The sequence below is a fragment of the Cupriavidus sp. FW305-3-2-15-C-LB2 genome, from assembly GCF_058787575.1.
In genome coordinates, this window is sequence record NZ_JBYSZW010000016.1 from 73,134 (window position 1) to 86,444 (window position 13,311).

General features: G+C 66.8%; 10 protein-coding genes. 3 read left to right on the forward strand and 7 right to left on the reverse strand.

Annotated elements, in window-relative coordinates:
- Positions 1-124: 124 nt before the first annotated feature.
- From AC3WRR_RS14210 to AC3WRR_RS14230, 5 genes are all read right to left on the reverse strand, one after another.
- Positions 125-1,846 carry a gamma-glutamyltransferase family protein gene (locus AC3WRR_RS14210; RefSeq protein ID WP_058696972.1) on the reverse strand — a complete coding sequence of 574 codons (1,722 nt, stop codon included), beginning with the start codon at positions 1,844-1,846 and terminating at the stop codon, positions 125-127.
- 114 nt (positions 1,847-1,960) lie between these two features.
- On the reverse strand, positions 1,961-2,497 hold the full coding sequence (locus tag AC3WRR_RS14215; RefSeq protein WP_011614696.1) for a DUF1097 domain-containing protein: 537 nt from the start codon (positions 2,495-2,497) through the stop codon (positions 1,961-1,963).
- Positions 2,498-2,534: 37 nt separating this feature from the next.
- Positions 2,535-3,803 (reverse strand): amidohydrolase family protein, encoded by a 1,269-nt coding sequence (locus AC3WRR_RS14220; RefSeq protein ID WP_492297269.1) that lies wholly within the window; start codon positions 3,801-3,803, stop codon positions 2,535-2,537.
- Between the two features lie 135 nt (positions 3,804-3,938).
- A complete protein-coding gene (locus AC3WRR_RS14225) occupies positions 3,939-4,589 on the reverse strand; it encodes a response regulator (protein WP_492292691.1) in 651 nt (216 codons plus the stop codon).
- A complete protein-coding gene (locus tag AC3WRR_RS14230; protein ID WP_492297271.1) occupies positions 4,586-5,653 on the reverse strand; it encodes a sensor histidine kinase in 1,068 nt (355 codons plus the stop codon). Before AC3WRR_RS14230 ends, AC3WRR_RS14225 begins: the two co-directional genes overlap by 4 nt.
- 551 nt (positions 5,654-6,204) lie before the next feature.
- Here AC3WRR_RS14230 and AC3WRR_RS14235 point away from each other — a divergent pair.
- Complete coding sequence (locus AC3WRR_RS14235) at positions 6,205-7,086, forward strand: fimbrial protein (RefSeq protein WP_037023955.1); 882 nt, start codon at positions 6,205-6,207, stop codon at positions 7,084-7,086.
- A gap of 64 nt (positions 7,087-7,150) precedes the next feature.
- Positions 7,151-7,552, forward strand: coding sequence for a hypothetical protein (locus AC3WRR_RS14240; protein WP_010812974.1), 402 nt, complete (start codon positions 7,151-7,153; stop codon positions 7,550-7,552).
- A gap of 64 nt (positions 7,553-7,616) precedes the next feature.
- Here AC3WRR_RS14240 and AC3WRR_RS14245 read toward each other — a convergent pair whose 3' ends face one another.
- Together AC3WRR_RS14245 and AC3WRR_RS14250 are read right to left on the reverse strand one after the other, a co-directional pair.
- On the reverse strand, positions 7,617-8,111 hold the full coding sequence (locus tag AC3WRR_RS14245; RefSeq protein WP_010812975.1) for a cyanophycin metabolism-associated DUF1854 family protein: 495 nt from the start codon (positions 8,109-8,111) through the stop codon (positions 7,617-7,619).
- On the reverse strand, positions 8,101-10,392 hold the full coding sequence (locus tag AC3WRR_RS14250; RefSeq protein ID WP_011614692.1) for a cyanophycin metabolism-associated ABC transporter: 2,292 nt from the start codon (positions 10,390-10,392) through the stop codon (positions 8,101-8,103). Before AC3WRR_RS14250 ends, AC3WRR_RS14245 begins: the two co-directional genes overlap by 11 nt.
- Before the next feature lie 240 nt (positions 10,393-10,632).
- Here AC3WRR_RS14250 and cphA point away from each other — a divergent pair, with 240 nt between their 5' ends.
- On the forward strand, positions 10,633-13,266 hold the full coding sequence (gene cphA / locus AC3WRR_RS14255; protein WP_010812977.1) for a cyanophycin synthetase: 2,634 nt from the start codon (positions 10,633-10,635) through the stop codon (positions 13,264-13,266).
- The last annotated feature ends 45 nt before the right edge of the window (positions 13,267-13,311 follow it).

Below are 13,311 nucleotides of genomic sequence, written 5' to 3' on the forward strand. Positions count from 1 at the left end.
TACTGCGACTCGCCCGCTACCACTTGTGGCCCTCGTCCTCCCTGGCCGAGGGCTCTTTCTTTGGGTGACGCACCGGTACAACGCAGCGTCACCGGGAAGCGCCGCCGGCGCCGGGCGCCGCGCGCTATACCCCCAGCGCCCGGCCATCGCTGCGCGGGTCGTGCGCGCCGCTAAGCTGCCCGCCGGTATCGATCCGGATCGCGCCCGGGTGACCGGCCAGCTGGCTTTGCGCAGGGATCGGGCTCAGTTGATGGCCGCGCGCGGCAAGCTCGTTGAACACCGGCAGGCCGGCATCCTGTTCCAGCTTGAGGCTGTCGCGGCTGTCCGAGAAGGTCTTGCCCAGCAGGAAGCGCGGGCGGCGCAGAGCCGTCAGCGGATCCATGCCGTAGTCGATCATCCGTGTCAGCACCGCGGCCAGTGTCTGCGGCTGGCCGTCGGCGCCTTGCGTGCCGTACAGCAGGTGCGGCCGGCCCTGCTTGAGGTAGATGCCGGGATTGAGGGTATGGAATGGCCGCTTGCCGCCGCGCAGCACGTTGGGGCTGGCGGGATCGAGGCTGAACGATGCGCCGCGGTTGTGCCAGAGCACCCCCGTGTCGCCGACGACCAGGCCGCTGCCCCAGTCGAAATAGACGGTCTGCAGCATGCTCACGCAGCGGCCCTCGCGGTCGGCGGCGCCGATGTAGACGGTGTCGCCGGGCTTGAACACATGCGGCCACGCCATGGCGCGGTCCATGCGGATGCGGCGCGCGTGGGCGTCGAGATTGGACCTGGACAACAGCCGCTCCAGCGGCACGTCGACAAAATCGGGATCGGCGACGTAGCGGTTGCGGTCCAGGAACGCCAGCTTCACGGCCTCGACCAGCAGGTGGTAATAGTCTGCGCTGCCTTCCTGGATACCGGACAGATCGAACCGGTCGAGGATGCCCATGATCTCCAGCGTGGTCACGCCTTGCGTGGGCGGACGCAGGCCGAGCAGTTCGCCGTCGCGGTAGGCCACGCGCAGCGGCACTTCTTCGCGCGCCTGGCAGCGCGCCAGGTCCTGTTCGCGCAACGGCGAGCCGGCCTTGGCCAGCCCGGCGGCAAGGCGACCGGCGAGGTCGCCCTCGTAGAATTCGCGCCCGCCCTGTGTCGCCACCCGGTCCAGGGTGCGGGCCAGCTCAGGCTGGCGGAACATTTGGCCGGGCCTGGGCATGCGCCCGTCTGGCATGAAGACCTGTCCGAAGCCATCCCAGCCTGACAGGTCCGCCGAGCGGAACTCCTGCCAGAAGCACTGTGACGGCGTGACCGGGAATCCGTTGGCGGCGTACTCGGTGGCCCGCGCCAGCAGCGCCGACCACGACTGCGTGCCGCCCCACTGGTCCCGGCTGAAGGCAAAGGCGCGGTCCCAGATCGCAACGGTGGCGGCGGCAGTGAGTGCCGCTGCCGGGCCCCGCAGCGGAATCGTGCCGGCATAGCCCGAGATCTCGGACGCCGCCTGGCCGATGCCGGAGAACGTGCGCACATTGCCGCCGCGGTCGCTGACCACCAGGAAGGCGTCGCCCCCCAGGCCGGTAAAATGCGGGTATGTCACGCTCAGCACCGCGCCGATGGCAATCGCCGCCTCGATGGCGTTGCCCCCGGCCTTCAATACCTCCAGCCCCGCCTGGCTGGCCAGTCCATGCGGGCTGGTGACCATGCCCGCGGACGAATGCGCCAGCCCTGCGCGTCCGGATTGCGCCGGCTCCTGCGCCAGTTCCTGGCCGACGGCAGGCAATACGGTGCTGCCCGCCAGCGCGGCCGAGCCGGCCAGGAATGCCCGGCGCGACGTGCCGGTGCCGCAAGGATCCACTTCACCCAGAAATTCCATACTCACTTCCCCCGGATACGCGCGGCCGGCCCACGCTGGCAGCCGCGATAACGATTCGATGATGGCGCCGGGTCATGCTGCGCCTGGCACGCAAACCCGGCAGGACGCGTCGGCTCAGGTCCCGGTCTTCCAGCCTTGCCATGGGCGTTCGGCAACGGATTCCGGTGCCGCGTAGTGATGCTTGATCCAGGCATAGGCCGGTCCGAGCGCATTCATGGCGATCACCGCGCCAAGCGCGACAACGGGATCGCCCGGCACCGGGCCGAAGCCGCCGAACAGCGTGGCGAAATACGAGGCAAAGCCAAAGAACATGCCGGGGATGAAGCGCAGCGTGACGAACACGCGAGCGAGATACATCATCGAAGCGTTGAGCGCGAACAGGATCACCATCTCCGCCACGATCAGCGCTGGCCCGGAGAACTGCTCGGCCGCCTGGCGGAAGCAAAGCACGATGACAAAGGCAAAGAGCGAGCCCACCGGCAGTGTCGGCCAGATCTTCTTCAGGTTCTCCGGCGTGGGGCCGCCCATGGCAAAGGTCGCGGCCCAGCTGATGAAGATGGCCCATGGCGGCAGGTGCGAGGCATGCGCGGCGATGGGAACGGTGGTGATGGCAAGCAGTGAAGCCACGACTTCGGCGGGCAGCTTTCTCATGATCGACTCCTTGATGGACGGGGAACGGGCATTGCGGTCAGTGTGGGCAGCACCGGTGCCGATGGATCTCGCAGCGATGCTGCGTGACTACGGTGATCTTGCCGCGCTTGACCACCCACAGCCGCGGCGGGATGTCGATCAGCGCATCGGCCACCTGGAAGGTATCGAGCACGACCAGGTCAGCCTGGCGCCCGACCTTGAGGCCATAGGTGTCGTGCAGGCCCATCGCGCGCGCGGCGTTGTGCGTGCCCATGTCGAGCACCGCGAGCTGGTGCTCGGGCACGCCGAACTGGGCCACGTGCGCCAGCATGTTGCCGATCTGCAGCATGTCGGCCTTGCCGAACGGCGTGAAGGCGTTGCGGATATTGTTCGAGGAATACGCCACGTTGACGCCGCCGCTGTGCAGGGCCTTCACCGGCGCCAGCCCGCGGCGCTGGTTCTGGACGTCCTTGCGGCCGCCGAGATAGAGATCGGTGGCGGGCAGCGTGACGATGCTGATGCCGGCCTCGCGGATCTGCTCGATCAGCGGCTGCAGCTGCGCCGCGTCAAGCGCGCCCAGGCTCGTGACATGGCCCAGCGACACGCGCCCCTGGTAGCCGGTTTCGATGGTCTTCTGCGCGATATATGACACTGCGGCAAAGCGCTGGTCGCCGGTGTCGTCGGCAAAATCGGCATGCATGTCGACCGGCGCGTCATAGCGTTGCGCCAGTTCGAAGACCATGTCGATATGGCGCATGGTGTCGGCCCAGCTCAGCTCGTTGTACGGGCAGCCGCCGACCACATCGGCGCCCATGTCCATGGCCTCTGTCAGCAGCTCGCGGGTGCCCTGCGATTTCAGGATGCCCTCTTGCGGGAAGGCCACGATCTGCAGGTCGAGCAGATCGTGGTACTCCGATTTCAGTTCAAGCAGCGTCTCCACCCCGATCAGCCCCTGGATCAGGTCGACATCGGGATGCGCGCGGATCGCCACCGTGCCGTTCCTGACCGCCATGTCCAGCACCTGGCGCGAGCGGTCCAGCACATCCTGGCGCTGCTGCTTGCTTTTCAGGATGCCGGTGACGCGGATGGCTTCGTCCAGCGTGCCGAAGCGCGCCGGCAGGCGGCGGTGCAGCAGTGCCTTGTCCAGGTGCAGGTGCGCTTCGACCAGCCCCGGGATGACCGCGCGGCCGCCGGTCTCGATCACTTCATGCGCCGGCACGTCGATGCCGGGCTCGATGGCGACGATGCGGCCGTCGCGGATGGCGATATCGGTCAGGGGCGCGTCGTCGCGTACGCAGGCGTCCCGGATCAGCAGGTCCAGCTGCATGGCTTGTCTCCTCAGGTCTTGTTGTGCAGGCGAAGTCAGGGCTTCGCTACCTGAAGCGTAGGTGCCGGGGCGGCATCACTACATCAGGATTGGCTGAATTCGACCTAAGGATTTTCCTAGACGCACCGCAGCAGACTAGGCCGCGTCCCCGGCTTCGGCGAGCAGGCCGTGGCGGATGGCGTAGTGCACCAGCCCGGCCGTCGATGCGATATCCATCTTGCCGAGGATGTTGGCCTTGTGGGTGCTCACCGTCTTGGCGCTGAGCGACAGCGCCGCGGCGACCTCGTTGATGCCCAGCCCCTCTGCCAGCATCTGGAACACCTGCAGTTCACGCGCCGTCAGGCGTGCATGCGGCAACATGGCATCGGGCTGCCGGGCCTGGCTGACGAGCTTGTCGGCAATCGCCGGCGAGACCGCGGTACCGCCGCGCGCCACCTTGCGGATGGCACCGAGCAGCTGGTCGGACTCGACATTCTTGGTCAGGTAGCCAGCCGCGCCCGCGCGGATAGCCTGCACTGCATATTGCGACTCGCGGTACATGCTCAGCACCAGGATCGGTAGCGCCGGATAGCCGGCCCGTATCTGCTGGATCAGCAGGATGCCGCTGCGCCCCGGCATCGACATGTCCAGCAACAGCACGTCCGGCGTCTGCGCGCGCAGCAGCGCCAACACTTCGCAGCCGTCGGCGGCTTCGGCCACCACCTGCATGTCGGGCACGGTGGAGAAGATCTTCTTGAGCCCGTCGCGGATGATGGTGTGGTCGTCGGCAAGCATCAGGCGGATCATCTTGCGCCTCCGTTGCCGGCAGTGCCGGCATTGGGGATCTGCGCCTCGACCCGGGTGCCGCCGCCCTTCTCGCTGGTTACCGCCAGCTTGCCGCCCAGCATCAGCGCACGCTCGCGCATCCCCAGCAAACCCAGGCTGCGGCGATGCCCGGCCCTGGACGCATCGATGCCGCGGCCGTTGTCGGCAACCACCAGCCGCAAGGTCCCGCCGGCCGCGCTCAGCTCCACCCGCACGCGATCGGCGCGGCCATGGCGGCAGGCATTGGTCAGCGCTTCCTGCGCGATGCGAAAGACCGCGGTGCTGAGTTCGGCGCTGAGCTCGCCGACGGGCTGCAGCGCCAGCTCGCAGGCGATGCCGCCGCGCTCGGAAAAAGACTCGGCCAGCCACTCGATCGCCGCGGTCAGCCCCAGCTCATCCAGCAGCGGCGGGCGCAGGTCTGCCGCGATGCGCTGCACCGCGTCCACCGTCGAATCCGCGATCTGCTTGAGCATCTGCAAATGCTTGCGGCACGCGTCGCCGGCATCGGGGCCCTGCTGCGCTTCGATAAAGCTGAGTCCCAGGCGCAATGCCGTCAGGGACTGCCCAAGCTCATCGTGCAGCTCGCGTGAGATCCGGGTGCGCTCCGCCTCGCGCACGGACTGCAGGTAGGCGGACAGCTCACGCAGCTGCGCGCGCGATTCCAGCAGCTCCTGCTCGGAGCGCTTGCGGTCGGTAATGTCGCGCGAGATGCCGACCGTGCCGACGACCGCGCCGTCCTGGCCCCGAATCGGCATCTTGATGGTATCGAACCAGCGCAGGCTGCCGTCCTGGCCGTGACGGCATTCCTCATAGCGCCGGCGGATGCCGCTGGCCACCACGGCGTTGTCGGTGTCCAGGTAGACCTGCCCCCATTCCGCCGACCACACCTTGTCCGGCGTACTGCCCAGGATCTCGGCCTCGGACCGCCCGCATGCGGCCATGAAGGCGTCATTGACCAGGACGTAGCGGGAGCCGACGTCCTTCAGCCAGGCCTGGTCGGGTATGTTGTTCAGTATGGCCCGCTGCAGGTCGACATACGTATCCATGACTTCTCCTTGCCGGGCTTTTGCCTTGTCGGCAGGCGCCCGATTCATGACGGGCAAGAATTGATTCATGCCTTGCACGCATCAGACCGCATGGCCTGCCTGCAGCCCCTCGCAGACTATAGCCAGCAACCGGCGGCAATGCGCTTGTCGTTTTCCTCAATGGCTGCACGAAAGCGGGAAGTCCGGATCACAGAGCCTTGCGGCACGGTGTGGTTCATGGGGTTGTTGGGCAGTTCTTCCGTTCCGGTGGCATGAAATCTCTGACCCAGATTTAAGGCAAGCCTTATTGCTGCCGGGAATGCGCCACACGTATCGTAGTAGCGCAACTTTAACCGGCATGCCGGAAAGCCGGAAAGCCGGAGGGCCGCACAACCTGGCCGTTTGTGCGCGCCGCACATGCCATCACCGCGAGCCCTGCCATGAACGGAAAACAGCTAATCAGCACCCTGCGCCACTGGCTGGTGGTACTTGCATGCTTTGCGGTCCCGCATTTGGCTCATGCGGCCTGCAGCTCCACGCCGGCGATGCCATATCTGCAGGCACTCAGCAACATGGCAGTCGCCGCCAACCTCGCCGTCGGCAGCACCATTCCCGGAACAGTGCATTACTACTCATTCAGCGGCACCTGTACCAACGTGCCGCCGTACGTGGTGGCCGGCGCTCCCATCATCTCCTGCTACTACGGCAGCGGCACTGAAGTCATGCCCGGCGTCTACTCCACCGGAGTCGCCGGCATCGGCATCCGGCTGCGCAATGCAGCGGGCCAGCCCATGACCAACGCAGCCGGCTTGAACTGCGATACCCGCAGCGCAAACCTTGGCTACCTGGACGCCAGCCTGAACTATTCGGTGTCGGTATCGGTGGAATTCGTGAAGACCGGGACGATCACTTCAGGCAATCTTGATCCCACCCAGACCCGCTTCGGCTTCGGCGTCTACAAGGGCAGCACGGCAGGGGGACTGGGTGGCGTCGACAACTATATCGGCTTCAGCGGCAACGTGACACCGCGGGAAATTGCCTGCAACACCAACTATCCCCCCGTGGTCAACCTGCCTGCAATCAGTGCCACGACGCTCGCAAACCAGGGCGCGGGCGGCAATACGCCCTTCGCCATCCAGCTGACCTGCAGTGGCGCGGCGATTGTTGGCATGACACTGGACGGGGCCATAGGCACGCCGGTAGCCTCGGCCGCGAATGGCATCCTTGGTATCGTCACTGCCGGGACGGGCGGCATGGCCAGCGGCGCAGGCGTGCAGATCGTCAATGCGAGCGGCACCGAGCCTGTACCCCTGCAGGTGCGCAATGCGATGGGCAACATCACGGCCAACGTCCCCGCCACATACCGCTTCGGCGCGCGCTACATCGGCCTTGGCGGCACGCCCTCCCCGGGGACGGTATCAAGCGCGATGATCTTTACCATGGATTATCAGTAGCGCGCACGGAAGCCGCACGGCGAAGGACTACAATAGGCGGTTGCAGTCCTTGAAGGCTTTCGCCATGTCTGACCATCCCCGCTTCACCATCAACCGTTCCATGGTCGCGCTGGTCCCGGAACAGCCGTTCCTGGACTGGATCCAGGCGGTCGATCCCCAGCCGGTGGCCGGCCTCACGCTAGAGCAGGTGCGCGAGGACCAGAGCGTGTTTCTGCTGCCGGAAGAGCTGGCCGATACGCACGACAACGCCTTGCGCTGGGTCGAGAAGCGCTGGCAGGAATTCTTTGAATTCATGCTGGGCGAGTGGTTCGATGACTCGATGTGGCCCGAGGAACTGTCGCTGCAGATGTTCCGCGAGTGGTTCAGCGTGCGCTACCACTCGATGGTGTTCGACATGGCGCCTGACGTGCCGGTCATGCACGATGACTGGGACGACGAAGACGACGCATCCGAGATGCTGCACTAGGAACAAGGATCAGGAACCCGGCCGGCAGCGCGCCGGCCCGGGTCTCGGCGTCGCCAGCGACGCCTCAGAGGAAGCGGTCGAGGATCTTGCGGCTGTGCTTGTCCAGCGCCGTCAGGTCGCGGATCAGGTAGTGGATGCCGTGCGTGTCCGATATCAGCAGCGTGCTGCCGGCCAGGCGCCGGATTGCCTCTTCGCCGCGCAGCACCAGCTCGGTCTTGCCGCGATCGGTTTGCACCGTCCACACGCTGGGCGTGGCGTAGGTCGACACGCTGACGATACGCTGGATCTCCGGCATGAACTCGCGCGAGGCGAGTTCCGCTTCGATCATGTCGCGCTCTGCCTGCGGCACATCCTCCAGCCGCGGAATCCACACCACCTCATGCCCGTCGGTGCTCATCAGGCCGATGCCGCCCTGTGGCGCGGAAATCGGGAAGGCGCGCACCGGCACCACGCCTTCGTGGACGGTGCCGTCTTCGGCGATCAGGACCAGGCGGCCAAAACGATTGCGATCTAGCGTAAACATGGGTGTCGGCGTGGTGGCGGGAACGTCATTGGGCATTGGCGGCCTCCGGCGTTTCGATCGCTTCGTCTTCGCCGTCCTCGGTGTCGACATTGCGCGCCTGCGCCTGGTACAGCTTGTAGTATGCGCCTTCGCGCAACAGCAGCTCATCATGGCTGCCGACTTCGACGATCTGGCCGCGGTCCATCACCACCAGCCGGTCGGCCTTGCGCAGTGTCGACAGGCGGTGCGCGATGGCGATGGTGGTGCGGCCCTGCACCAGGTTGTCGAGCGCCTTCTGGATTTCCTTCTCGGTGGCGGTGTCGACCGACGAGGTGGCCTCGTCCATGATCAGGATGCGCGGGTTGATCAGCAGCGCGCGCGCGATCGAGATGCGCTGGCGCTCGCCGCCTGACAGCGCCTGGCCACGCTCACCGACCAGCGAGTCATAGCCGTGCGGCAGGCGCAGGATGAACTCGTGCGCATGCGCGGCGCGCGCGGCGGCGATGATCTCCTCGCGCGTGGCGTCGGGCTTGCCGTAGGCAATATTGTCGGCAATCGTGCCGAAGAACAGGAACGGCTCCTGCAGCACCAGGCCGATATGGCGGCGGTACTCCGACACCGGCAGCGAGCGGATATCGACGCCGTCGACGCGGATCGCGCCCTCGGAAACATCGTAGAAACGGCAGATCAGGTTGACCAGCGTGCTCTTGCCCGAGCCGCTGTGCCCCACCAGGCCAATCATCTCGCCCGGCTCGATCGACAGGTTCAGCCCGCGGATCACCGCGCGGTTGCCGTAGCGGAAGCCCAGGTCGCTCATGTCGATGGCGCCTTCGACCTTGTCCAGCTTCGCCGGGCGCACCGGCTCCGGCACGCTCGAGACATGGTCGAGGATGTCGAAGATGCGCTTGGCGCCGGCAGCGGCCTTCTGCGTCACCGAGACGATCCGGCTCATCGAATCCAGCCGGGTATAGAAGCGGCTGATATAGGTCAGGAACGCCACCAGCACACCCACCGTGATGGCGCTGTGCGACACCTGCCAGATACCGAACACCCACACGATCAGCAGGCCGATCTCGGTCAGCAGGGTCACCGTCGGCGTGAACAGCGACCATACCGCGTTGACGCGGTCATTGATCGCCAGGTTGTGCTTGTTGGCCTCGCGGAAGCGCGACACCTCACGCTTTTCCTGGGCAAAGGCCTTGACCACGCGGATGCCGGGGATGGTGTCGGCCAGCACATTGGTGATCTCGGACCAGATCCGGTCGATCTTCTCGAAGCCGTGGCGCAGGCGGTCGCGCACCAGGTGGATCATCCAGGCGATGAACGGCAGCGGCACCAGCGTGACCAATGCCAGCCACGGGTTGATCGACACCAGGATCACTGCCGTCATGAGGATCATCAGCACGTCGGTGGCAAAGTCCAGCAGGTGCAGCGACAGGAAGACGCAGATGCGGTCGCTTTCCGAGCCGATGCGCGCCATCAGATCGCCGGTGCGCTTGCCGCCGAAGTATTCCAGCGACAGCTTTAGCAGATGTTCGTACGTGGTAGTGCGCAGATCGGCGCCGATACGCTCCGATACGCGCGCGAGCAGGTAAGTGCGCGCCCACCCCAGCGACCAGGCCACCAGCGCCGCCCCCAGCAATCCCGCGAGGTACAGACGCACCAGCCCGTAGTCGATCGGCACCCCGTTCTGGAACGGGATCAGCACCTTGTCCATCAGCGGCATGGTCAGGTACGGCGGCACCAGCGTGGCCGCGGTGGACAGCAGCGTCAGCAGGAAGCCCGCCAGCAGCTGCCACTGGTACGGCCGGGCAAAGCGCCACAGGCGCAGCAGCGCCCAGGTCGACGGCGGAGTTTCCAGCTCCCGGCTGCATTGGGGGCACTGTTCCTCGTCCGGCGGCAGCGGCGCCTTGCAGGTCGGGCACAGCACTTCGCCCGCCCCGCCCGCCGGGCGCGCGCCGGCGGCATCGCGCTGGAATTCGAACTGGTCGGCCAGCCGCAGCGCGGCCGGATTGTAACCAAGCGTGTATCGCCAGCTCGCCAGCCGGCCTTCTGGACCGCTCAGTTCCAGCGCGCCCACGCCCGCGTGGTCGGTGTGCGACAGGCGCAGGGAGGTTCCGATGTTCCATTCCCGCACATTTTTTTCACCGGGAGCCCGGGCAACGATGCGCTGGTCGGTCACAACCAGCCACCCTTGGGTAAAATGCAGCTTCGCGTCGAGGTCCAGAGCCAGTCCGGCCAGGACGGTCTCGCCGGGTCGGAGCCACGATCCGGATTCGGTACGCCAGGGCTCGTCGGCAGCAGGGGCGGTAGGGACAGGCAGGGAGGACTGGGTCATGGATGGCGCGGCGTGCGTCCAGGGGGTACGGACATAACTTGAAACAAATTTAGGCCGGGCACGCTCTGGCGGCCCGCGAATTCGCCCGCAGTATACATAACGACGAACGCGCGGGTACTCCTGATGCACTGCACAATCACTTTTACACGAAGAAAGTCAACCCGCTCTGTGCTGTAACGTTACTGAAAGGTTAGGCTTCCATTTCTCGGGCGGTTCCGCCCACTGCCTCAAGCTAATGCAATGAAAAAGAAGGACATTGAGATTTTCGATGTCATGTCGCTGCGCGGCCCGAATATGTGGACATATCGGCCCGTACTGGAGGCATGGGTCGATATCGGGGAACTGGAGGACTTTCCCTCCAACACGATTCCGGGGTTCCACGAGCGCCTGTCGGCCTGGCTGCCGTCGCTGATCGAGCATCGCTGCAGTATCGGCGAGCGCGGCGGCTTCCTGCAGCGCGTGAAGGACGGCACCTGGCCCGGCCATATCCTGGAACACGTGACGCTTGAGCTGCAGAACCTGGCGGGCATGCCCGGCGGCTTCGGCAAGGCGCGCGAGACCCCGGTGCGCGGCGTCTACAAGGTGATCGTGCGCGCCTGGCACGAGCAAGTCACCCGCGTCGCCCTGTTCACCGCCCGCGACCTGGTCATGGCCGCGATCGAGGACCGTCCCTTCGACGTCCCCGCCGCCGTGGACAACCTGCGCCGCCTGGTGGACGAGCATTGCCTGGGCCCCAGCACCGCCTGCATCGTCGATGCCGCGGACGACCGCGACATCCCGGCGATCCGCCTGTCGGACGGCAACCTGGTGCAGCTGGGCTACGGCGCGCGCCAGCGCCGCATCTGGACCGCCGAGACCGACCGCACCAGCGCCATCGGCGAAAGCATTTCGCGCGACAAGGACCTGACCAAGAGCCTGCTGGAGTCCTGCGGCGTGCCGGTCCCCGAGGGCCGCATGGTCGATTCCCCGGCAGACGCCTGGGACGCCGCCGAGGACATCGGCGTGCCGGTGGTGGTCAAGCCCTATGACGGCAACCACGGCCGCGGTGTGTTCACCAACCTGATGACCCGCGAGGAAGTCGAGACCGCCTACGGCGTGGCCATCGACGAAGGCAACGGCGTCATCGTCGAACGCTTCATCCCCGGCAACGAGCACCGCCTGCTGGTGGTGGGCGGCCGCCTGGTGGCCGCCGCCATGGGCGAGACCGCGAGCGTGGTCGGCGACGGCAAGTCCACCATCGACGAGCTGATCGAGCTGCAGATCAATTCCGATCCGCGCCGCGGCACCACCGAGGATCATCCGCTGAACCGTGTGCGGCTGGACTCGGCCGCGCGCCTGGAACTGAAGCGCCAGGGCATGGACGCCAGCTCGGTACCGCCCGAAGGCCGCACCGTGCTGATCCAGCGCAACGGCAATGTCGCCTTCGACGTCACCGACCGTGTGCACCCGAGCGTCGCCGCGCATGCGGCGCTCGCCGCGCGCGTGGTCGGGCTGGACATCGCCGGCGTGGACCTGGTGGCCGAGGACATCTCGCGCCCGCTGGCCGAGCAGCGCGGCGCCATCGTCGAGGTCAACGCCGGCCCCGGCCTGCTGATGCATATCAAGCCGGCCGAAGGCACGCCGCGCCCGGTCGGCCGCGCCATCGTCAACCACCTGTTCCCTGAGTCCGATGACGACCAGGGCCGCATCCCGGTGGTGGGCGTGACCGGCACCAACGGCAAGACCGTGGTCGCGCGCCTGGTGGCGCGCCTGCTGCAGCTGTCGGGCAAGCATACCGGCCTGGCCTGCAGCGACGGGCTGTTCCTGGACCGCCGCCAGGTGGAAAGCGGCGACCGCGCCAACTGGGAATCGGGCCATCGCATCCTGATGAACCGCGCGGTCGAGGCCGCCGTGTTCGAGAACGACAGCGGCAGCATCCTCTCCGAAGGCCTGGCCTACGACCGCTGCCAGGTCGGCGTGGTCACCAATTTCGACCAGCCCGACCACCTCGGCGACTACTACGTCGAGGACGAGGACCGCATGTACAACGTGCTGCGCACGCAGGTCGACGTGGTGCTGGAGACCGGCGCGGCCGTGCTCAACGCGCGCGACGAACGCCTGGTGGAGATGGCCGGGCTGTGCGACGGCGACGTGATCTTCTTCGGCCTGACGCCGGAACTGCCCGCTATCGTGTCGCACCGCGCCGCCGGCAAGCGCGCGGTGTACCTGCGCGAAGGCAAGATCGTGCTGGCCACCGGCAGCAGCGAGACCGCGCTGGTGGACGTGGCCGCGGTGCCACTGACCTATGCCGGGCGCGTCGCGTTCCAGGTCGAGAACGTGCTGGCGGCCGTGGCCGCGGGCTGGGCGCTGGGCATTTCCAACGACCTGATCCGCGCCGGCGTGGTGACCTTCGATGTCGGCCAGGTCGACGTGCCGGGCCGCTTCACGCTGTTCGAGCGCAACGGCGCCACCGTGGTGGTCGACGACGCCCACAACGCGCCCGCGCTGGAAGCCCTGGCGACCGCGCTGGAGCGCTTCCCGGCCGAGCGCCGCATGGTGGTCTACGGCGCCGGCATGCAGCGCCGCGACGAAGACCTGGTGCGCCAGGGCATGGCGCTGGGGCAGCATTTCGACCGCGTCTTCCTGTGCGAGGACCGCAGCGTCAAGCGCGCCCTGCCCGATGCCGAGGCGCGCGCGCTGCTCAAGCAGGGCCTGTACGAAGGCCGGCGCGTGACCAAGATCATCGACGAAGGCACGCGCGCCAGCGCCATTGAAACCGCGCTCAGCCAGCTGGTGCCGGGCGACCTGCTGGTTCTGCAGTGCGACGAGGCCGCCACCGGCGCCACCGTCGACCTGGTGCACCACTGGATGGGCCAGCCTGCGCGCCGCGCCTGACGCGGCCCCAAGCTCAACCGCGCATAGAAGACACGGAAACCGTTC

What these genes read in the sequence shown, in the direction of transcription:
- AC3WRR_RS14210 (WP_058696972.1), bottom strand. Translation starts at nt 1,846, where the DNA reads ATGGAATTTCTGGGTGAAGTGGATCCTTGCGGCACCGGCACGTCGCGC.
- AC3WRR_RS14215 (WP_011614696.1), bottom strand. Translation starts at nt 2,497, where the DNA reads ATGAGAAAGCTGCCCGCCGAAGTCGTGGCTTCACTGCTTGCCATCACC.
- AC3WRR_RS14220 (WP_492297269.1), bottom strand. Translation starts at nt 3,803, where the DNA reads ATGCAGCTGGACCTGCTGATCCGGGACGCCTGCGTACGCGACGACGCG.
- AC3WRR_RS14225 (WP_492292691.1), bottom strand. Translation starts at nt 4,589, where the DNA reads ATGATCCGCCTGATGCTTGCCGACGACCACACCATCATCCGCGACGGG.
- AC3WRR_RS14230 (WP_492297271.1), bottom strand. Translation starts at nt 5,653, where the DNA reads ATGGATACGTATGTCGACCTGCAGCGGGCCATACTGAACAACATACCC.
- AC3WRR_RS14235 (WP_037023955.1), top strand. Translation starts at nt 6,205, where the DNA reads ATGGCAGTCGCCGCCAACCTCGCCGTCGGCAGCACCATTCCCGGAACA.
- AC3WRR_RS14240 (WP_010812974.1), top strand. Translation starts at nt 7,151, where the DNA reads ATGTCTGACCATCCCCGCTTCACCATCAACCGTTCCATGGTCGCGCTG.
- AC3WRR_RS14245 (WP_010812975.1), bottom strand. Translation starts at nt 8,111, where the DNA reads ATGCCCAATGACGTTCCCGCCACCACGCCGACACCCATGTTTACGCTA.
- AC3WRR_RS14250 (WP_011614692.1), bottom strand. Translation starts at nt 10,392, where the DNA reads ATGACCCAGTCCTCCCTGCCTGTCCCTACCGCCCCTGCTGCCGACGAG.
- cphA (WP_010812977.1), top strand. Translation starts at nt 10,633, where the DNA reads ATGAAAAAGAAGGACATTGAGATTTTCGATGTCATGTCGCTGCGCGGC.